Genomic DNA, 20,077 nt, shown 5'->3' on the forward strand with positions numbered 1-20,077 from the left:
CCCGCGGAGCGGGTCCCTACGGGCCTTCGGCCCTCCGGGTCACCGAGCGCTCCGCGCTCGGGGTCGGCGCTCCGCGCCTCCTTGACCCGCTCCGCGTGTCCCGCACCCCCGCTTCGCGGGGGGTGCGGCCGGCACTTCGCGCTCGGCCTGGGGCCGTTTCGCTTCGCTCCACGGCCAGAATGGTTGATGCCTGATCGGATGGTGCGGCCGGTCCGGCGGCTCGTGTCGACCGGCCTTCGGCCGGGGTTGGCTGGGAGTCGAGGTGGCTGGGGTGGTGTAGACCAAATGGTCCAGGCCTGTACTCCATGGCTGACGGTCCGTCGGATATGTATCAGTCTTGCTTGCCGACCGATCCCGTCTGAACGGGTAATCCCTCCGGAATCTCGGATTCTCCTGCACGATCTTCCCCGGCTCTGATAGCCTTTCGGATGGTCGCCTCCACTGGGCCGATATTCTCGATTCCGACGGCTTTCGGGCGGTCGGCTGGTGTGTATCAGATTCGAATGCTGTCCGATCCCGTCCGGCTCGGCGGGTGGATCCGAGGAAAGGCTGTGGTGTTCGGTGGAGGGCATTTTCGGCGAGCTGCTGAAGCCTGCGGATACGGAGCCGATTCCGCTGCGCGCGCACCAGGAGGAGGCGGTCGCGGCGATCGTCCGGAGCCTAACGCCCCGTCCGGGCACGGTGGCCCCTGCGGGGTTGCGGGCGACGGTGCAGATGGCCACCGGCACCGGCAAGAGCTACGTGGGCGCTGCCGCCGCTCAGCGTCTGGCACCGCGCGGGGTGGTGCTGGTGGTGGTGCCGACGCTGGACCTGCTGGTGCAGATGGTCGGCTCGTGGCGGGTGGCCGGCCGCAGGGGTGAGATGGCGGCGGTGTGCTCACTGGTGGACGACGAGCTGCCGCACGGGGTACCGGGCACGACGTCACCGCTGCAGATCGGGCGGTGGATCAGCAGGGCCGCGGCCAAGCGCCTACCGCTGACGCTGTTCTCCACCTACGCCTCCGCGGGGGCTGTGGCGGACGCGTACGCGCTGTGGGCCAAGATGCAGGGCGAGTTGCTGCCCGAGCTGGATCTGATGGTCTGCGACGAGGCGCACCGTTCCTCCGGGTCGGCGGAGAAGTCGTGGACGGTGGTGCACCACCAGTCGGAGATCCCTTCGGCGCGCCGGTTGTACATGACGGCGACTCCGCGGATCTGGCTGCCGCCGAAGAACCGTCAGCAGGCCGATGACAGGCGGATCGTGGCGTCCGGGGTGGAAGGGCCGGCGGAGGACACCCTGGAGGACGGGGAGGTCAACGGCAGCGGGGACCTCGACGGCAGCGGTGACGGTGACGTCGACGGGGGCGGCGGGGAGCGGCGGAAGGCGTACCAGCCGCTGCCTCAGGAGCTGGCAGTGTCCATGGACGACCAGCGGATCTACGGCCCCCAGATTTTCACCCTCGGACTGGCCGAGGCGGTGGAAAAAGGCCTGGTAGCACCGTTCGAGGTGATCGTGCTGGAACTGCGCGACCCGCTGGCCGACCGCAACGTGACGGGGCGTCAACCAGTGCCGTGGGGACCCGGGGCCGGCGAGGAGAAGGACGGCAGCGAGGACCAGGTGCCGGTCGAGCACCTGGCCGCGATCCAGGCCGGGCTGCTGAAGGTCTGCGCCGAGGAGGGCCTGGAGCGGGTCATCACCTTCCACAACCGCACCCTGGAGGCCCGCTACTTCTCCGAGACCCTCAATCAGACCGCCGAGAAACTCCACGCCGAGAACCCCCGTAAATACCCGCCCGAAGTATGGGCGCAGTGGCTCTCGGGTGAGCACCCCGTGGAATTCCGGAAGGAGGTCCTGGCCGATTACGGGGACGGCTTCGAGCAGGACGGGTTGAAGCTCCGGGTGATCTCCAACTGCTTGGTCCTGTCGGAGGGAGTCGACATGCCGGACGCTTCCGTGGCTCTCATGAATGGGAGCGGAAGTATGGTCAAGGTCGTCCAGCAGATCGGCCGGGTGCTCCGAATGAAGCCCGACGAGGGGAAAGTCGCCCGCCTCGTCGTACCGGTCTTCCTCGGCCCCGGCGAGGAACCCGGGGACATTCTCGTCTCGAATTCCTACGGTCCGCTGGTGCGGATCCTGACCGCTATCCGCTCGTACGACGCCCGCATGCTGGAAGCCCTCGCAGTACCGCAGCGCTCCGGCAAGCGTACCAGCGGGAGAAGTGCGGAGGCTGCTGTTTCCGCCGGTGAAGGTGATGGTGCGGGTGGTGCGGGGGCGTTCACGCTGCCGGTGCGGTTCCAGGGGCGCGTCGACGAGGACGCGCTTGCGTTGTTCGTTTCGACCCAGGTTTTCCGGAGTGAGAGCGCGTACTGGAAAGAGGGGATGAAGCACTGTAAGAAGTGGTTCGACGAAACCGGATCCCTGGACGTCCCGTACAACCAGATGGCAGGTGAGCAGGGTAATTTTGCGCTCGGCCGCTGGGTGTCAGATCGTAGATACGAGCGGGCTTCCGGCGACATGCCCGACTACCGGGTGCTGCTGCTCGGCATGGTCGGGATGATCTGGTCGGTCTCCGACGCCAAGTTCGAAACCGGCCTCGCCTGGGCACGGCAGTGGGCCGCCGAGCACGGCGGGTCCCTCGCAGCCCCGGCCCGGGCCTCCGTCCAGGGCTACCCGATCGGCGCCTGGCTGGCCGGTCTGCGGGCACAGGCCGACGTCCCCGACGGCGAGAAGGGCGCGTTGGGAGCGGAGCGGCGGGCCGCGCTGAAGGCGATCGACCCGTGGTGGGCACCGGCGTGGCCGATCACGTGGCAGCGCGCGTACGCTGCCGCCCGCACCTGGTGGCTCGAGTCGGACGGCCAGGTCGACTGGGCGGCGCTGCCGGTGAAGACGGTGTTCGAGGGCGAGCAGCTCGGCCGGTGGACCGTCGCGCAGCGCGCCGGCTGGTCGGACCTGGCGGAGGAGCAGCGGGAGCTGCTGGCCGCGCTCGGCATCGACCAGGACCCCGAACTCGTCGCCGCAGCCACGGCGAAGGCGGCGCGGGCAGCGAAGGCCGGACCCCGCACCTCCCAGGCCGACCGGTTCGCCCTAGGCATCACTGCACTCGCCCAGTTCGTGGCGCGGGAAGGCCACGCCAAGCCCAAGCGCCAGCACAAGGAACGCTTGGAGCAGGTCATGGCTGGTGCCGACAGCGAGGATGTCGTCGAGCAGGTCGAGGTCGGACTCGGTGCCTGGCTGAACAACACCAAGTCCCGGCGGGCCGGGTTGAGTGCGGGCCAACTCGCGCAACTCGCCGAACACGGCGTGGAGTGGGCGGTGGCGGGGGTGTAGGCAACACACGGATGGACAGTGGCCGACCGTTTCTGTCCTACCGTCGGCTGCTGTTCGGAAGGGTGGGGTTATGGGTTCTGGCTTCTTCTGCGTGTCTCCGCTGGCGGGCGAGACGGTCTGGTCGCTGATGGGATGGGTCGCTGAGCGGTACGGCGTGCCGGTGGCTGAGCTGCGGGCATCGTGGGAGTGGAAGAACCAGCCGCCGCGCTCCCCCGGTATCGGTGGGATCCGCCCCGACGCCGAGGTCCTCCTGGCCCCCGCTGGCCAGGACCTGCTGGCCGCGGTGTGCCGCGCCGATCGGCGCAGCCTGGAGCGGGCACTGCCCGCTTGGCTGGCCGGGCCAGAGACCTTCGCCGGGGTGTTGTCGGACGGGCTGCCTGAGGCTCGGTGGCAGTTGGGTGGGGCGGTACATGGTCCGGTCGTGCACGCATGCCGGCTGTGCACGGCTGGGCGGAGCGGTCGGGATGTGGCTGCCGCACGGTATCGCGAGAGGTGGCAACGGGTCTGCGCGCGGCACGGGCGGTGGCTGTTGGGCGCGGGGGATGGCCACGGCCTGGAGCACCTCGAGCTCGCGGGCTGTCCGGAGATCGCGGTGGCGCAGCGGCGGTGGCCGGCGGTGGCCGGGCGGGCGGTGGCGGTTGGGGTGGATCCGTTGACGGTGTTCTCGGTGGCGTGGGCGGTGGTGTGCCAGTGGTGGGAGCTGGCACTGGGGTGGGGGCGGGAGCGGGTGTGGCCGGCTCGTCTGCACGCGCTGGCCGGTGGGGACGCGGGGGCAGGCGAGGGGTTTTGGTGGTGGCGGGTGGTGGCACGTGAGACGGCTGTCTTCCCCGAGGTCGTCGCTGTGGCCAGGGCCCTCGTCGATCCGGTCGTCACGGAGATGGTGTGGCGGGACAGCGGGGGTGAGCGGATGCGTGCCTTCCCGACTGACGGTGAGTTCGCCCAGGAGTTGGGGCGCAGGGTCGGTCGGCCGTGGCTGGGTGAGGTGGATGCGGTTGCCGGCAGTGCTGCTCTGGTCAGGTGGCGGGCCGCGGTGGTGCGCCGGCGCCGCGGCACCGGGCAGGTCGGCGAACGGGAGCTGGATCCGTGGTGGCTCCCGCGTGAGGAGCAGCCGGTCTCCGTGGCCGCGCAGTTGAGGACGTTGGCGCAGCGCGCGGACGGCAGCATCAGCTGGCGGGCGAGCGTGCCCAGGCAGGAGCGCGGGTGGATCGGCGAGAAGGTCCGCGAGGCCACCGATGTGTTGAGCTGGCTGGACGTGCACGGCACTGCGGCTCTGGCTGGCGCTGCGCGGGAGTTGATCGTCGGGCTGCGGCAGAGCGTTGCGGTGCTCGATGAGGCACTCGTCGCGGTCGCGAGTGCGGCCCACCATGCGGGGGTTCCGCTGGACAGCCTGAGTGCGTGGGCGGATGTGCCCGTGGAGGAACTCTCGCGGGATGTCGTGCGGCACCGGACGAACTTGGAGCAGCGGTATGGCTGAGGGGCGTCTCTAGCACGGTGGTGGGGCTTGGCGGGGTGGTTTCGGCGGGGCGTCGCCCGTGCGGGTGGGATGGTGGCTGTCTCGCTCTATCTGCGGTGTTCTCACGTACTTGACTGGCCGTCATGGAGGACATGGACGTGGCTGGACCGGTGGTCGCGGCGGAGGGTTTCGAGGCGGTCTTCGCCGTTGACGGCAGTCTTGAGCAGGAGCGGTGGGAGCGGGCGGCGGCGCGGGTGCGGTTCGAGGATCTGCTGCCGGTTTCGGCGTTCCCGGTCGTTCCCGGCAAGCGGTGGGGGCCGGGCTGGTGGTGGTCGGCCACGACGGGTGGTCATGTGGCGCACGGATCGGCGGCGATGGTCGTGCAGTTGATGCTGCTGGACCGCGACCCGCAGGTGGTGGGGATCTCAGGGCGTCCGCTGCGGGTGCTGTGGCGCGAGGGGGACGGGCGGGTGCGCTCCTGGGTGCCGCAGGTGTTCGCCCGGTACGCGGACGGGACGGCGATGCTTGCGGACTGCCCGGGTGCTCCTGGGGCGGGCGGGGTGGCGGCGCAGCGGGCGGGTGCGGCGGTGGGGCAGGCGTGCGCGCGGGTGGGGTGGGTGTACCGGCGGTTGCGGGCGCCGGATCCGGTGGTGGTGGGCAATGTGCGGTGGCTGGCCGGGTACCGGCATCCGCGCTTTCGCGGCGCGGCCGGGGTGGAGGAGGCGGTGCTGGAGGCGTTCTCGTGTCCGCGGCCGCTGGTGGAGGGGGTACGGGCTGTGGGTAATCCGCTGGTGGTGCTGCCGGTGGTCTATCACGCGCTGTGGGCGCACCGGCTGCGGGCGCCGTTGGAGCGGCCGTTGCACGGCGGGACGCTCCTTCGCCCGGGGTCGGCCTGGGCCGCTTGCGGGTCGAGGCTGGCTGCTGGTGCTGGCTCCGGAGCTGCGGGTGTCGGCGGCAGCTGGCAGGCGGCTGGTGGCCGGGCCGGCGGCAGTGACGGTCGCGCGGACGCCGGTGCGGAGGTGGAATGGTGAGCCGGGCGGCGGGGAGCCGGCCGGTGCTGGCGGTGGGCGCGCACGTGGTCTTCGAGGGCCGGAGCTGGCAGGTCGTCGGAGTGCTGGGGCAGCAGGTGCGGCTGGTCGACGAACAAGGAGGCACTGCGACGCTGCTGGCGAACTACCTGTTCGCCGCCGACGACTTCGCCCTGGTCGGCGAGAGGCCGGCGGGGGTTCCGCAGTGGGGGCTGTTCGCGACGGTGCCGCTGCGCGAGCAGGAGCGGGCCCTGGCCTGGCAGCGTCATATCCGGGAGGTGGAGACCGGGCGGCTCGAGGTGGCGGGCGAGCTCGGACGGGAGCCGAGGCCGGAGTACGACCCGGCCACCCGCACCCTGGCCCAGCGTGAGCTGGCGAAGGCGCAGGAGCTGACCGCGGTCGGGTTCGGGAGGATCTCGCGCACCACGGTGCAGCGTATGCGCCTGGAGTACCGCAAGAAGGGCCTGTGGGGGCTGGTGGACCACCGCTCCACCCGCACACACAGCCCTACGGGGCGGGCGGACGAGCGGGTGGTGGCGGCGGTCCTGGAGGCGATGCGGCGCCAGCGCGGCCGCTCCAAGGGCACCGTCAAGGGGCTGCGGCAGCTGACCGAGCAGGTGCTGGAGGAACGGCACGGGTCCGGGCCCGGCGGTGTGCGGGTGCCGCCGATGGCGACGTTCTACCGGCTGGTGAACGTACTGGCCGATCCGGGTGAGCACCTGGGCAGCCCGGCCCGCACCGTGAGCGGGCCCGCCCGGCCCTTCCGTCCGACCCAGGTCCTGCGCCCCGGCGAGCAGGTCATGCTCGACACCACCCGGCTGGACGTCTTCGCGGTCTTCGACAACGGAACCGTCAGCCGGCCCGAGCTGACGATCGCCCTCGACGTCGCGTCCCGCTCGATCCTGGCCGCCGTCCTGCGCCCGCACAGCACCAAGGGCGTGGACGCCGCGCTGCTGCTGGCCGAGATGGCCGCCCCTCATCCGGTGCGGCCGGCCTGGCCGCGGGTGCTGAGGATGTCGCGGGCACCGGTGCCCTACGACCTGCTGGTCGACGCCGACGAGCGGCTGCGGGGCGTGGCGGCGCGGCCGGTGGCGGTGCCCGAGACGGTGGTCGTCGACCGCGGGCGGGTGTTCGTCTCCGAGGCGTTCTTGGCCGCCGCCCAGACGCTGGGCATCAGCGTGCAGCCCGCTCCCCCGCGCCAGCCCGCCGCCAAGGGCCCCGTCGAGCGGACCTTCGGCTCCATCAACAGCCTGTTCTGCCAGCACGTCGCCGGCCACACCGGCGCCAGCCCGGCACGGCGCGGAGCCGGTGCCGAGAGCGAGGCGATGTGGAGCGTGGCGCAGTTGCAGGACCTGCTGGACGAGTGGATCGCCGTCGAGTGGCAGAACCGCCCGCACGAGGGACTGCGGCATCCGTCGATGCCGGCCGTCGCACTGTCCCCGAACGAGATGTGGGGCACGCTGCTGGGCATCTGCGGCCACGTCCCGGTGCCGCTGAGCGGGACCGACTACGTGGAGCTGCTGCCGGTGGTGTGGAAGTCGATCACCGAACGGGGTATCCGTATCGACCACCGCACCTACGACGACCACTGCCTGGACCCGCTCCGGGGCCGGCCCTCCGGTGTAGGTGCGCAGCGGGGGCGGTGGGAGGTCCACCACAATCCGCACGACCTGCGGCAGGTATGGGTCCGCCTGCCGGACGGTGGGTTCGCGGCGGTGCCGTGGGTCCACGGCGAGTACGTCCACCGACCGCTGGGCGACGACCTGTGGCAGCACCTGAAGGAGACGGTTCAGCGCCGGGGCGGCCGGGAGCAGCATGAGGCCGACCTTGCCCAGGCGCTCGCCGATCTGCTGCTCAGGGTCCGCACCGGTGAAGCCAATGCCCGGGAGCGGCATCTGGCTTCCCGGCAGGCGTCCCTGGCGCTCCCCGACGACCTTGGTGCGAACGCCGCCGAGGTGTCGGCTGCGCGCCGAGGTGTGGAGGCCCAGGCGGGTGCGGAGGGAGCCCTTGGCGGCCTGGTCCGGCCCCGGCGGGGTCGCACCGAACGGGATCCCTCCTCTGCCAGGTCCAGCAGGACGCTGCCGTCTTCTGCGGCTGACAGCGGTGTCGGCGGCCGCCCGGATCGGAGTGCGCAGCGTGGTGACCCGGATGGGATGCCCTGGCCCGACGACGCGGGTGTCGAGCATCTGGCAGGGCCGGTTGCCGCGGCGCTTGGTGAGACCAGCGGCGGCTGGGAGCGGGCCGGGGGTGTGCCTGTCGGTAGGCGGCACGGGTCTGCGGGGCCGCGGAGTGTGTCGCTGCCAGGCGGGCCAGGCGCTGGCAGTTCCGCCGGCTCGTCGTTGGCCGGCTGGCCGGGTGAGGAGAGTTTGGAGGACCTCGGTGAGGACGAGGACGACGAGGCCCTGGGCGATATGGCCTGGCCGGATGAGGAAGAGGGCGGGTTCGCCCTGTACGACGCCCGCAAGGAGGCCGAGCTGTGGTGAACGACGATCCCGCCGAGCAGGCCGGGCAGGACCGGGATGCTTCCCCGACCACGTGGGAGCTGTTTCGCCGACGAGCCGCCCCTGGTGCCTCCCGCGCCCGGTGATCCACCGCGCAGTGTGGAGGAGCGCCTGGCCTACCACTCCCGGTTCGTGACAGTGCGCACCCCTGCCGTCGTCAAGACGCTGCTGGAGGTGCGGACCCTGATGGCGCTGGGGCGCTACCAGCGGGCGACCGCGAGGCCCTCGCTGATCGTGACCGGGCCGCCGACCACGGGCAAGACCACCACGCTGATGGAGGTCGGCCGCACCTGCCACCTGGCCGAGCGGGCGCGGGCCGGCCACGGCGGCAGTCAGGTGCCCGTCGCCTACCTGCTGGTGCCTCCCGGTGCCAGCGCCAAGGCCCTCGCGCTGGAGTTCGCCCGCTACCTCGGCATCCCCGTCTCCGGTCGCATGACCCAGGCCCAGATCGCCGCGTCGGTGTGCCACACGTACAACACCGCGGGGGTGCGGCTGGTGATGATCGACGAGATCCACCGCCTCAACCCGCGCACCAGCACGGGATCGGAGGCGGCCGACTTCCTCAAGGACCTCACGGAGCGGATCTCGGCGACGTTCGTGTACGCGGGCATCGACGTGACCGCCACCGCGCTGTTCAGCGGCACCGCGGGGGCGCAGCTCGCCGGCCGGGCGGGGCTGATCGACTGCGATCCCCTGCCGGTGGTGGCCCGCACCAGCACAAGCGCAGCCGGTGCCGGCGTCACGGGGTCCGGTGCCGTCGGCGGGGCGCGGGGCCGAAGCGGCAACGACGGCAGCCGTCCCGGTGACGGCCCCGGTGACGGCGGCGGGGAGGTGCCCGAGAGCGGCGCGGGCAGGATCGGGCGGGGGCGAGGCGCAAACAACACGGAAGGTGCTTCCCGCCGGGACGGCGCCGACGGGAGCAGCCGCAGGAACGGGGCCGGTGCCGGCCGGAGCGGGGGCGAAGGGAAGGCGAGCGCCACGGTGCTGAGCCGGCCCTTCCGCGAGACGGTCGCCGCGATGGGAAAAGCCCTGGACTTGCAGCAGCACCGCCCCGGCACCCTCGTACGCCTGGCCCCTTACCTGCACGAGCGCACCGCCGGGCGCATCGGCAGCCTCTCCCGTCTGCTGCGCAGGGCCGCGATCACCGCCATCCTCGACGGGAGCGAGAAGGTCACCCGCACCGGCCTGGACGCCATCGCCCTGGACCATCTCGCCGAAGAGCACTACCGGCCCCGCATCCCCGCCCGCCGCACCCCCCGTACCAACGCGTCCGCGCGGCGTTCGCGGTGACGCCCCGCCGGATGAACCGCCCCATCGGGTCGCCCGGGGCCATCCTGTTGCTGGAGAGCGTCGCGGCGGCCCAGGCACGTTTGCGTGGCACCGCGCCCGCCCCTGCCCCGCCGGTCCCGGTCGAGCCCCGCGCACCGAGGCCCCTGTGTCCCGTCGACCCGCCCACGGCCGGAGCCCTGCGGATACGGCCGATCCCCCACGAGAGCACCTCCTCCTACCTGGAGCGCCTCGCCGACGCCTACCGCACCACCACCGCCCACCTCCTCGACAGTCTCGGCATCGCCCTCACCCACCCCGGCAACAACCGCGGCGGCGGCGGTGGTGCCGAGCTCCACCTCGACGCCGCGGCCCAGCACCGGCTCGCCGCCTTCGCCCGCACCCCGCTCGACGACCTCCGGCGCGCCCTGCCCCGCCTGACCGCCTACCGTACCCACCGCTACTCCCCCGGCCCCCGCTCCCGTACCGGCACCCGCCGTGCCGCGGCAGCCGGCGAACCACCGCTGCCCACCGGCACCTGGCAACGATGCGAGCCTGGCGAACATCCCGTCCTGGCATGCCCCACCTGCACCCTGCGCCACACCCGGGGCGCCACCAGCCGCGCCCGCATCCACCCACCCGCACACCGGGTGCTGTGCCCGCTCCACGGGCACTGGAGCCTGGATCCGGACCACCACCTGACCACCGCCGCCCTGCCCGAACTCCAGCGGGCCCACCGCGACCACCAGTACCTGCTGCGCCACCCGCGCGCCGCCGACGCCACCACTTGGGCCACCGCCATCACCACTCGCTGGTACGACCAGCAGAGCGTCCTGGCCGCACGCTGGCAGCACCGCCTGGGGCGCCTGACGAACTCCAACCCCCACACCGCCCCTGCCGGAAAGTCCTGGGCCCTGCACGCGCGCGGCCTCATCACCTACCCCGAGACGATCGTCCTCGCCCGCACCCTCGCCACGGCACGCCTGCCTGAACGGCCCCGGCACGACACCGCCCCCGGCCCGCACCCCGCGATCACCGCGTTCTGCCGTGCTACTGCCCACCGCCTGGGCATCGCCCGCCTCACACCCCCACCCGACGACCTGTGGTGGACCTGGATCCACCACACCACCACCCTCACCACCACGCACGGACGCTGGACCAGGCGGTGACCCGACCCAGCCACCCACGCATGCAGACCCACGCTCACGGGCCATGCACTTCCCTCCGCACGCCACTGCCGTGCTCCACCATCACCACATGGCACAGCGGCCTCACCCAGCCGTCAGCTGGCGCTGTTTGGTGACAGCAGCGTCAGTTGCGGGTCTTTCCAAAGGCCTGCCAGAAGCCGCACCTCAGGAGCGTCCTTGTGTGCTTTCCGGCGTCCACGCAGTTCGTCCTGGATGATCCCGATCAGTTCAGCACTCCAGGCAGGTTGAGCGGTCGCCAACACGAGCCCGGTAGCTCCGACTACCGAACAGCCTTCGAGGAGCTTGCAAATTTCCCGCTTCTGCTCCTTGCGGTTGCCGTCGAACTTGTCGCCCTTCTTGGCCTCGCCGAGCCACAGTTCGTCGTAGGTGGCGAGCGCGAAGTCGATCTCGACGAAGGGGTTGCCGTCTCGGAGGAGCTCGAACTCCTCCCCCACCAGTGCAGGCCGGGCCCACGGCTGGGTTCGCAGGTACTGGGTGGCCAGCAACGGCACGTCACCGTCGTTCGCGACCAGCTCCAGGACAGCCGGATGGAGGTCGAAGAACCAGCTAGGCTCGCCGAACGGCTTCCAGCGATCTTGAACAAGGCTATTGGCGCCCCCACAGCGCCGGCAGCGGTAGTCCTGGCTGATTTCAGCAAGCGGGTAGAACTCGAAGATCGGACAGTGGCCGCAGCCCAGCACCAGGCCCCGGCGTAGCACGCCTTGCCTGGTCCATTCATCGATCTGTGTGCGCCGGGCAGGTGTGTCCCACTCAGCGTTGCCCTGCGCGACCACTGCTTCCCAGGACAGCACGACCGCGGACTTCAGCTTCCACCAGCTGCTTTGGGGCAGGTCCTTGCGGGAATCGTCGGGCAGGAAGCGGCGCAGGAGCGGCCAGCCGGGGCTGGCCGCGAGAGCTTCGAGGGCCTTGCGCGAGCCGAGGAGGCGTTCGGCGATGGCGGTGCGCTTGCCCGCAGCGCTGGGGCGCAGCCGGGTACTCGAAGCTGCGGTGGCCCGTTCCAGGATGCTCCCTATGCCCGGCCAGACCAGTTTGGGCGCCGCGAGGGTGCCCGCGAGCGAGGCACCCGCGGCCACGAAGTCGAACCGGTGGGACCAGTAGGTGATGCCCCCGTCCGCGGCTCGGACAAAGGTCTGCCAAAGGCTCTGGTCAGCGGTGATCAGAGCCGAGTCTGTCAACGGAGGAAGCGGCGGCAGCGGGTGGTCGGCGCAGGTAAGGGTGACCTGCCAGCGATGCTTGGTCGGGTCCAGACCTGGCGGCACCGTCGCGGCGAGCGCGAGCGCCGTCTCAAGCGATCCGTCGGGCATCGCAACAGCGGGAAGGGAAGCGGGCTGGTCCCAGGCTGTCTGCAGCACAACCATGGACCGGCCATGGAGTTCCAAGTCCCGCGGATCCACAACCGTGTAGGGAGGCCTCTCCTCTTCGGCCGGCTCGATCATCCGGAAGCCTCGCTTGTCCCACAGTTCGTCGATCCTCCGCTGGACTTCCGCTTGGTCGAGTGAGGCACTGGTCACAGTCATCTGGTCGCTACGGTTGCCCAGTTGGAACAGCCACATCGAAGCGAGGGACAACTCCTCGCCCGGAAGCCACACGACCGTGTCGTGGAGTTGCCTGAGCACCTGCGCCAGCGCGAAGTCCTCCGGGCCCTCCCCCAGCACCATCGTGGTCGCTCCGCGCCGGAAGCCACGCTGCACCGGAATGCACAGGCCGGCACTGTGGGACATCATCGGGAGCGATTCCGGCTCAGCCTCGGGGTGAAACTCTTTCAGGAGAGGCGACTCGCTTCCCCGGGCAGCCGCTTCCAACCAGTGCCTGGGCTCGACCGATGTCTCCGACGGGCTCTCCTGCACCCCAACATGCATCGCGTAGGCCAGCGAAGCGGTAGTGGTGACAAGCGGCTTCGGAACACCGATCACCGGAGAGGTCGCCACCGACTCGAGAGCTGTCAGGGAGTGACTTCCACCAGCGTCGAACAGATGATGGACATGGCGGAAATCCTCCCGCTGGTTGGCCGCAAGGCGCGACCGCAGTGCGGTAGCCGCTGCCTCAGCCTCCTCCACGTAGTCCGGCTTCCAGAGCTGCTTTCGCAGCGACATCCTGAACTGCTCCAGCACCGCTGGATCGGCGGTCCCCTGCCGAGCCAGTACTGCGTCGATGAGACCGGGGGTGATCTCGTCCGCGGTCCCACCTGACGGCATGTACGGCACCACGTGATCGGGCTGCAGACGAGCCAGGCCCCGTTGCAACGCCGGATGCTCCACCGTCCTCGCCGGGAGCACCACGCTCCCGCTGCACCCCCACACCCTCGACAACCGGGCAAGAGCAGCCGCCGACCACCGCACCCAGTCCTCATCCTGCGGAGTGACGACAACCAGCCGAGGAGGTCTCGCGGCATACGAAAGCGGAAGGAACGTCAGCTGCTCAGACACCCACCAAGTCTCCCAGCGCGCACGGACGCCGGCGCCCCAAACCCCGAGAACACCTCGCCCAGCACCTACCTGACAGGCCATCAAGCTAGCGCTCCCGGCGAACCGCCTTAGGAACTCCCACTGAGCCAGTGAAAAGTCCCAGACCACCTCAGAAGGACTACGATTCCCGCCCTATCAGCGATATCCCCAGGCCAACAGCGAAGATGGCAACCAGGAACCTCCTAAATGATCAAGGAATCGCGAGACAGAACCCTCCGCACCCATCAGCAATATCCCACATCACTCACAACACCCCAGACCACTCACCACAACGCATAACCGACATGATGATCCGTCACAGCAGAGGTTCTCGCGCCGGCCGACCCATTCCAGGGTCCGCAGTGCGGACTGCGTCGGGACTGGGATCGAGGATGCTTCCTCGTTCCAGATGTGGAACGTCTTCCCTGTGGGGAAGGCCGCGCGAGCGCGTCGGGTGCGGAGGTTGGCCGCGTCCCGGCCGGCGGCCTCTTCGGCCAGCAGGGCCCGCACGATCTCGGAGGGATCCCAGCGTTGGGCCTTCGCGGTCGGGATGATCTCGGCCATAGCTCGGCGGATGTGAGGCAGCTTCAGGCGGCGGGTCAGGGCGATCGCCTCGTCGAACGCGGCGCCGGAGGTCGCGGCGACGGCTGAGGCGGGTGCGGCCAGTCGAGGTCGGGCCGGTGCGGGGGCCGGCGGAGTCGTGGTCATGGGTCGTGTCCTTCGTGTCGGAGCGGTTGGATAGGTTGCGGTCATGGAGGAGACGGGTGATGAGGGCGTGCGGGTCACCTTCGAGCGGCTGGCTCGGCGGGTCCGTGACGAGCTCGCCGCAGCCGGGTTGCCGGTGGTCGCGAATGATCTGGCATCCGAGCTGGCCGTCGGCGCGGAGGTTCAAATCGACTGGCTGAACCGTGTCTTTCCCGACGCGGAGCCCGAGGTGGTTGTGACCTGGAGAGTCGGCCCCCAGTTGAGGCGCAACGTGATGGAGGACGCCAGGCAGCGGCGAGCAGTCACCGCGGCGATCCGGCAGTCCGGTGAGGTTCAGGCCGCGATGGCAGGCGCGGTGATCGCTATCCTGTCGGCGGCCGGGTTCACCGCCCGAGACCACGAGAACGACTTGAGTCCGTTTGATGTTCAGGTTCTCGCCGGCCCGGCGCCCGGCCGCAGGCCCGCCTGGGCCTTCCCCGACGAGAACGTGACCCCGCCCGCCGGGTCCGCGATCAGCTGACCGGCGGGTTCAGCTGCCGAACCCGGACCAGGCGGAGGTGCCCGGCTGCAGGCTGTGGGTCTCGCTGCGGCGGATCGGCTCGACCGGGCCGTGCTCGCCCTGGTGGTCCAGGATCGACAGCAGGTCGCTCTCCGCGAAGCGGCCCACCGTCGCAACGGTGCCCAGCGCCCGGTCGACGTCGGCTGCCCCGTGCAGCTTGGCCAGCGCGATGGCATCGGCCATCTTTGCCCGGATCCGGCGGGTGCCGGCCGCTGCGGCCTCGACCAGCCAGGCCGCCGCCCCCGGGCCGAGCGCCAGGAACTGGGCCTCGGCCGGGTTGGTCGGCTTCGGCGTGCGCTCCCCGCGTGGGGCGTCGGGGTAGTGCTCGTCGGCGATGCGGGGATTGCCCGGGGTGGAGCGGACATGGCGGGCGACCTCGACCGCGCCCCCGGCGACCATGGCGGTCACGATCAGGTCGTCGCCGTGGAAGCGGACCCAGACGTTCTGCTCGATGAGCTCGTGCGGGACCGAGTAGCGCACCGAGTTGACCGAGATCGTGGAGTCCTTCGCGACTCGGCGGGTCTCGCCGAACGCGGCGGTGAACGGCTGCTCGGGCACCGGGTGCAGCCGCAGCCGTTCCTCGGCCAGCAGCTCGGCGGGGATCCGGCGGGTCTCGCGGTGGACTCGGTTGTTCACCTCCGTCATGAAGTCCTGGCAGGTTTCCTGCAGTTCGGCGAAGTCGGCGTATTCGTCCCGGAGGTTCACCGCCGTGGGCACCAGGTCCCGCTTGGCGATCTTCACGGTCGACTCCGTGCCGCCCTTGGAGGCCGGGTCGGCCGGCATGCACGAACGCACGACCGTGCCGTAGTAGCGGGCGATCGGCACCAGCTCGGGGTTGCGGACCGCGATCCGGGCGACGTGCTCGATCGTGACCGTCTTCTCGTTGTCTGTCAGGCAGTAGGTCGGCACTCCGCCCAGCGAGCGGAACGTCCCGTCCAGGCAGGCCGCTACGGTCGGCAGGGTCTTGTCGAGCACCGGGATGACCACCCGGAACCGGGACCAGGCCAGCCATGCGCACCACAGGCTCGTGCGTTGTCCGCAGAGGCGTGGTCCCTCGCCCCAGTCCCACTGCAGCCACATCGCCGGCTCCGGTATCCAGGGCCGGAACACCCTGCGGTTCCCGGCCCGGTAGGACTCCTTCGCCGCCGCGACGGCCCGACGGGTCGTGCGGTCGGTGCCGGTGAAGACCATCGCGACGATCTTCTTGTGAACAGCGTCGGCCCCGACCCTGCCCCGGGACCGCTCGACAAGCTCCTCGACCTTCGGCAGGAAGTCGTCGATCAGCTCCGACCGCACGGCCCGCTCGGTCGGGTCGACCCCCCGGCCCCGGAGCTGGACATAGCGCCGCACCGTGTGGTGGTCGCACCCGGCCAGCTCGGCCGCTTTCCGGTAACTCCCCGTGAGGTCATACGCCTCAAGAATCTCCATGGTCTCCTCATCGCTCTTCACCCCGCCCACTCTGCGTTATGGGCTTGGCGGGTCAGCGGGGAGATCAGCTGTCCGTCACCGGGGAGATCCCGTGTCCACCAGCGGAGAGGCCAACCGACCGCCGTTGGGGAGTCTGCCGCGTCCGCTGACACCGCGTCCTGATCGATGTCGGCGATGCGGGCGCCTTCCCAACCGCTGCCCACTTGGCTTCCTACGCCGGCCTCGCCCCCGCGACCCGCAGTTCCGGATCCTCCATACGCGGCGAGCAACCCTCCCGACGGGGCAACAAGCAGCTGAAACGCGCGTTCTTCCTGGCCGCGTTCGCCTCACTCAGCGATCCGGCCTCCCGCGCCTACTACGACAAGAAGATCAGCCAGGGCAAACGGCACACCCAGGCGCTTCGTCGATTCGTCTCCCATGCACATCAGGGTGACAGATGACCTCTCAACCGTCACCGACCCCTTGACCAAACACATAGAGGCACCCCCCCGAGCACCGCGGGCACTCCCGGGACGAGCGCGGCAGTCCCTGCCGGACGGGCACGGCGGGCACTCCCGGACGGGCGAGAGGGGCGCTTTCGGGCAGATGCCGAACCCCACCCCGGACGCCTGTCGGCACCTCCCACGCGGACCGCACCCGCAGCCCTCCCACCCGCAGCAGGACGAAGATGCAAAAGGTGTCACCGAGCTGACCGGCGCCGAACGGGTCGCGCTGGTGGCGGTGTGCGCGCTGGCCGCCTCGATGCCGGGCACCGTCCTCGGGTACTGCCCACCCGAACTCGACGCCCTCACCGGCACCCTGACAGCCGCCGTCCGTACCGGACAAGGAACCTGACCCACCACCCGGCCCGGGTGGGCACGGTCGAGGGTACGGCCCGGACGGGCAGCCAGGCAGGCGGGCGACCGCGCGGCCGGGTGTTTCACGAGCGACTACTGATAGAACAGCACGCCCGTGCTCGATGGGCCAAAAATCGCACCGCCCAAACTCATTCACGACGGGCATGCAATGTCCCCACGACGATGAATAGGGCCACGATAGGGATCACTACGACTCCCGCGACATAGCCCCAGGTCACCCAGGCCTCCGTGGAAGCGCCGGCGCAGATGAGGACTATGGTGACGGCGGTCCCCAGCAGCGACAGGAAGATGGCGCCGGCGAGGTAAGCACTGCGCGGCGGGTCGTACCGATCACGATTTATGGCTGCCGCTGGAACAAGATCGGCCTTGCTGTCAAGATACGCGCTAGCCCGTGCCAGCTGTGATGCCTTGCGGCCGGCCTCCGCACGTATGGGGGCGAACTCGTCCCCGTAGGCCGCGAAACCGTTCTGCCCTGGATCAACTGAGTACCAGCCAGTGTGCTGGGCGAGATCGTAAGCGGCACGGATCCGGACGGCGAGCGTATGCCACTCCCTGACGCCGGTCCGTGTTTCGAGTTTTGAGAGCCGGTCCAGGATGACGGCGAGATCCGCGTGGCCACGGTTGTCGGTGGGAATCGGATCGTGACTGAAGAGCAGGACAATCCGCCTCAGGTGATCGGTGAGGTCGGCCCAGCACTCCGCCGCATTCCTCCCGTTCTTCTCCGTCGCCGTCGGCAGGTCTTCATCAATCTTCGCCAGTAGCGGTTCAGATTTGAGCAGAGCGAGGCGGCGCTGTTCCGACTGTCTCGCTTCAATGGCACGGAGCAGTACATCGGCGTCGGCAGCTGCCTCCCGCAGCGCTGCGCGGTCCGGCAACTCGCCGCGTTTGGGGAGGAGATCTTGCCGATCCACCTCTTCCAGGTGCAGGTAGGCCAGCCCCCACCTGAGATTCCACTCTTCTTCGTCACCACCGCAGTACTTGGCCACGGCCACTACGACGGCTCGCGACTTGAGCACTTCGCCTCTGCAAGCACCTGCTACCGCCTCGAGGGAACAGTAGATCGCCTGGGCGACCTCGTCGAAGGTCCGTTGGCCCACCAACGCGCGGAGATCGTCTGCAAGCACTCGCAGGTGCGGATCGAGGCCCGCGCGGTTGAGTGGCTTACGCGGCCGCCCTCGCTTCCGCGCTGCCGCCCTACTGTCCGCAGGCCCGTCTAGGGCAGGAACGTTCCGATCCCCTGACATGGCTTCAGGGTACTCACCTGAGCAAGCGGTCAGTCCACGGGGCTTCGCTGGCGTCCCGGACTATCGATCATCGCTAACCGCCGCTCCGTGGAAAATTCCTGACCTGCGCTTCTGTCCTCTTGCGCATGCGTAGAAAAAGTTCGGCCCTGAGCTCGATTGGCTGCGGCTACAACTGAGTTGCACCCCCGAACGACGGGGGCGGAAACCTTCGAAAGGCAAGGCCATGAGCGCGAATCGGACACTACGCAGCAGCCGTCACCTCGACGTGATCGTCTTCTTGGCCGTCCTCGCCACCGGCATCCTGCTGACTCTCATCGGCACCCCAGCCAGCGCCCTGGTGACGATCACGACCGCCCTGTCCGGGCTGTACCAGAGCTGGAACACCAGGCGGCTTCCCCCGCAGTCACAGGACCCGGCTCCGGCAGGCAGCAATCGAGATCACCAGGACTCCGCCGACACACCCACTCGCTAGGTAGCTGATGGGCCGCTGCCCGCCTCGGCTACTGCCCACCCGAACTGGACGCCTCACCGGCACCCTGGAGGCCGGGCCGCGCACCGCACAAAGAGCCTGACCCACCACCCGACCCGAGTGGGAGGGAGGCCCTGCCAGAGACTCCGGCGGGCCCGGGCGGTGGGCGGTGCGGTTCAGCCCTGCCCGGTACCGGTCAGGCCGTGGTATTCGATCGTGGCGGGGACGCTCTCGGCGACCACGAACACCTGGCCCATTCCCGCGAGGTCGAACAGGCGCCTCACCTGAGGACCGGGGGTTGCCAGCACGATGGGCACGCCGCGCTTGTCGTGGCGGGCCCTGAACAGCTCGTCCAGGCCGCTGGAGTCGCAGAAGTCCAGGCCGGAGAGGTCGAGCACCAGCAGGAGCGGGCCCTCTTCGAGCACGGCGGCCAGAGCCCGGCGCAGCTGGTGGCGGCTGTCGTCGTCCATCTCGCCGGCCAGGCCCAGGACACGGACCGGGGTAGGAGTGGGCACAGCGGTGACGCGCAGGGGCTGGCGGGATTCCGGGGCTGGCACGCGATCAGCCTGCCACGGCGGCGGGGTGGTCGGCAGGCGGTGTGCCGGCGGTGCTGCCGCGATAGGCCACGGGCGGGGGGCCGGAGGGCGTTGGTGCAGGCCACAGGACACGACACGGACCCCTTGTCCCACCCTCCCGCCTGAGGGTGGGACAAGGGCCCGTGACAGCCCTGACGGGCCAGTCGGGGCCGGCCTGTTACCTCGTCCAACGACCCGGACCGAGCCCGGTCACCGCCCCGGCCGCCCCGGCCGAGGAGAAGAACAGCACAACACAGCGCCCCCGAACCACAGGCGCCGCCCGCGCCCTTCGCCTCCTTCCTCGGTTCGGTCAGGGGGCTCCCAGGGGTATGCCGGCACCGGCCGGGCCGAACGCGCCGGGCCCGGCCCGGCCCGCGGAGACGTCCCGGGCGCGGCCGGGCGGGGTGCCGCTAAACGAAACCGCGTGCGAAACCAGAGACGAAACCGGCGCGGGGCCCCTGCCGGCCGCCGCCCGCCGCCCTCCACCACCGGGCCGCGGCCGCCGCCAGGCGGACGCAGGAGAAGAAGCCGAGCGCCGGTGAGCGGCGGCGCCGTATTTGCGGGGACGGTGTCAGCCGTTTCCCTCGGTGTAAGGATGCTCCAGTCCTGCACGAAGAACGCCTTCTCGTAGGCCAGGTTCCAGGAATCTTGGTGGCCGCTGTGCTGGCAGCGGACGAGTAGGCGCACGGACTGCTCCTTGTACCCCTGTTCCCAGTAGCCGAGGTCGCTCCAGTGGGGCGGTACCGTGCGCTGGAGCTGGAGCTTCCGCCGCTCGCCGACCGCCAGCGGCTTGCCGGGGATGGAGCGGCCGTCGAGTGACGCCTCGTCGATCCCGGGGCGGAAGCCGTAGGTTCCCCACACTTGGGCGTCGATCTCCTCTTACGCCAGGTTGCCGTCGGTCGGGGCAGAGAGGTGGGTCCGGCCGTCGTCGCGGACGCTGATCTCAACGGAGTCGAGCCGGTCCAGCGCGGCCGGGCCGCAGAGGGTGAGGACGAGATCGGCGTACTGGCCGTGGGGGCCGTAGGTGGTGAGCT

At 70.3% G+C, this 20,077-nt stretch carries 14 protein-coding genes and 1 pseudogene; 10 read left to right on the forward strand and 5 right to left on the reverse strand.

The genetic code is table 11. From position 1 onward, the window contains the following. Positions 1-561 precede the first annotated feature (561 nt). The 6 genes from ACIQVD_RS33690 (at position 562) to ACIQVD_RS33715 (ending at position 10,723) form a co-directional block, all read left to right on the forward strand. Positions 562-3,306 carry a Helicase associated domain protein gene (locus tag ACIQVD_RS33690; protein ID WP_402292667.1) on the forward strand — a complete coding sequence of 915 codons (2,745 nt, stop codon included), beginning with the start codon at positions 562-564 and terminating at the stop codon, positions 3,304-3,306. Positions 3,307-3,376: 70 nt separating this feature from the next. Then, positions 3,377-4,780, forward strand: coding sequence for a DNA-binding protein (locus tag ACIQVD_RS33695; protein ID WP_402292668.1), 1,404 nt, complete (start codon positions 3,377-3,379; stop codon positions 4,778-4,780). A gap of 122 nt (positions 4,781-4,902) precedes the next feature. Continuing rightward, positions 4,903-5,790, forward strand: coding sequence for a TnsA-like heteromeric transposase endonuclease subunit (locus ACIQVD_RS33700; RefSeq protein WP_402292669.1), 888 nt, complete (start codon positions 4,903-4,905; stop codon positions 5,788-5,790). A 23-nt stretch (positions 5,791-5,813) separates the two neighbouring features. Further along, positions 5,814-8,270: a transposase gene (locus tag ACIQVD_RS33705; protein WP_402292670.1), complete on the forward strand. Its 2,457-nt coding sequence runs from the start codon at positions 5,814-5,816 to the stop codon at positions 8,268-8,270. A 117-nt stretch (positions 8,271-8,387) separates the two neighbouring features. Continuing rightward, a complete protein-coding gene (locus tag ACIQVD_RS33710) occupies positions 8,388-9,578 on the forward strand; it encodes a TniB family NTP-binding protein (protein ID WP_402292671.1) in 1,191 nt (396 codons plus the stop codon). 11 nt (positions 9,579-9,589) lie between these two features. Then, complete coding sequence (locus ACIQVD_RS33715) at positions 9,590-10,723, forward strand: TniQ family protein (RefSeq protein ID WP_402292672.1); 1,134 nt, start codon at positions 9,590-9,592, stop codon at positions 10,721-10,723. A gap of 113 nt (positions 10,724-10,836) precedes the next feature. Here the strand turns inward: ACIQVD_RS33715 and ACIQVD_RS33720 are convergent, their stop codons facing one another. Together ACIQVD_RS33720 and ACIQVD_RS33725 are read right to left on the reverse strand one after the other, a co-directional pair. After that, positions 10,837-13,188: a hypothetical protein gene (locus tag ACIQVD_RS33720; RefSeq protein ID WP_402292673.1), complete on the reverse strand. Its 2,352-nt coding sequence runs from the start codon at positions 13,186-13,188 to the stop codon at positions 10,837-10,839. Positions 13,189-13,467: 279 nt separating this feature from the next. Then, on the reverse strand, positions 13,468-13,914 hold the full coding sequence (locus ACIQVD_RS33725; protein ID WP_402292674.1) for an ATP-binding protein: 447 nt from the start codon (positions 13,912-13,914) through the stop codon (positions 13,468-13,470). Between the two features lie 43 nt (positions 13,915-13,957). On the opposite strand from ACIQVD_RS33725, the gene ACIQVD_RS33730 reads away from it, so the two are divergent. Continuing rightward, on the forward strand, positions 13,958-14,431 hold the full coding sequence (locus ACIQVD_RS33730) for a hypothetical protein (protein WP_402292675.1): 474 nt from the start codon (positions 13,958-13,960) through the stop codon (positions 14,429-14,431). Positions 14,432-14,440: 9 nt separating this feature from the next. Here the strand turns inward: ACIQVD_RS33730 and istA are convergent, their stop codons facing one another. After that, entirely contained in the window at positions 14,441-15,919 is a 1,479-nt protein-coding gene (gene istA / locus ACIQVD_RS33735; RefSeq protein WP_402292676.1) for an IS21 family transposase, read from the reverse strand. Positions 15,920-16,053: 134 nt separating this feature from the next. Between istA and ACIQVD_RS33740 the strand changes: the two are divergent. Beyond that, a pseudogene (locus tag ACIQVD_RS33740) lies at positions 16,054-16,338 on the forward strand (transposase); the annotation flags it as partial. Between the two features lie 145 nt (positions 16,339-16,483). Continuing rightward, complete coding sequence (locus ACIQVD_RS33745; RefSeq protein WP_402292677.1) at positions 16,484-16,732, forward strand: hypothetical protein; 249 nt, start codon at positions 16,484-16,486, stop codon at positions 16,730-16,732. 151 nt (positions 16,733-16,883) lie between these two features. On the opposite strand, the gene ACIQVD_RS33750 is transcribed toward ACIQVD_RS33745, so the two are convergent. Next, positions 16,884-17,741, reverse strand: a complete 858-nt coding sequence (locus ACIQVD_RS33750) for a hypothetical protein (RefSeq protein ID WP_402292678.1) — start codon at positions 17,739-17,741, stop codon at positions 16,884-16,886. A gap of 523 nt (positions 17,742-18,264) precedes the next feature. Here ACIQVD_RS33750 and ACIQVD_RS33755 point away from each other — a divergent pair. Continuing rightward, on the forward strand, positions 18,265-18,471 hold the full coding sequence (locus tag ACIQVD_RS33755; protein WP_402292679.1) for a hypothetical protein: 207 nt from the start codon (positions 18,265-18,267) through the stop codon (positions 18,469-18,471). Positions 18,472-18,644: 173 nt separating this feature from the next. On the opposite strand, the gene ACIQVD_RS33760 is transcribed toward ACIQVD_RS33755, so the two are convergent. Next, complete coding sequence (locus ACIQVD_RS33760; RefSeq protein ID WP_402292680.1) at positions 18,645-18,983, reverse strand: STAS domain-containing protein; 339 nt, start codon at positions 18,981-18,983, stop codon at positions 18,645-18,647. Positions 18,984-20,077 lie beyond the last annotated feature (1,094 nt).

Origin of the sequence: Kitasatospora sp. NPDC090308, from assembly GCF_044769485.1 — a bacterium.
GTDB classification, from domain to species: domain Bacteria; phylum Actinomycetota; class Actinomycetes; order Streptomycetales; family Streptomycetaceae; genus Kitasatospora; species Kitasatospora fiedleri.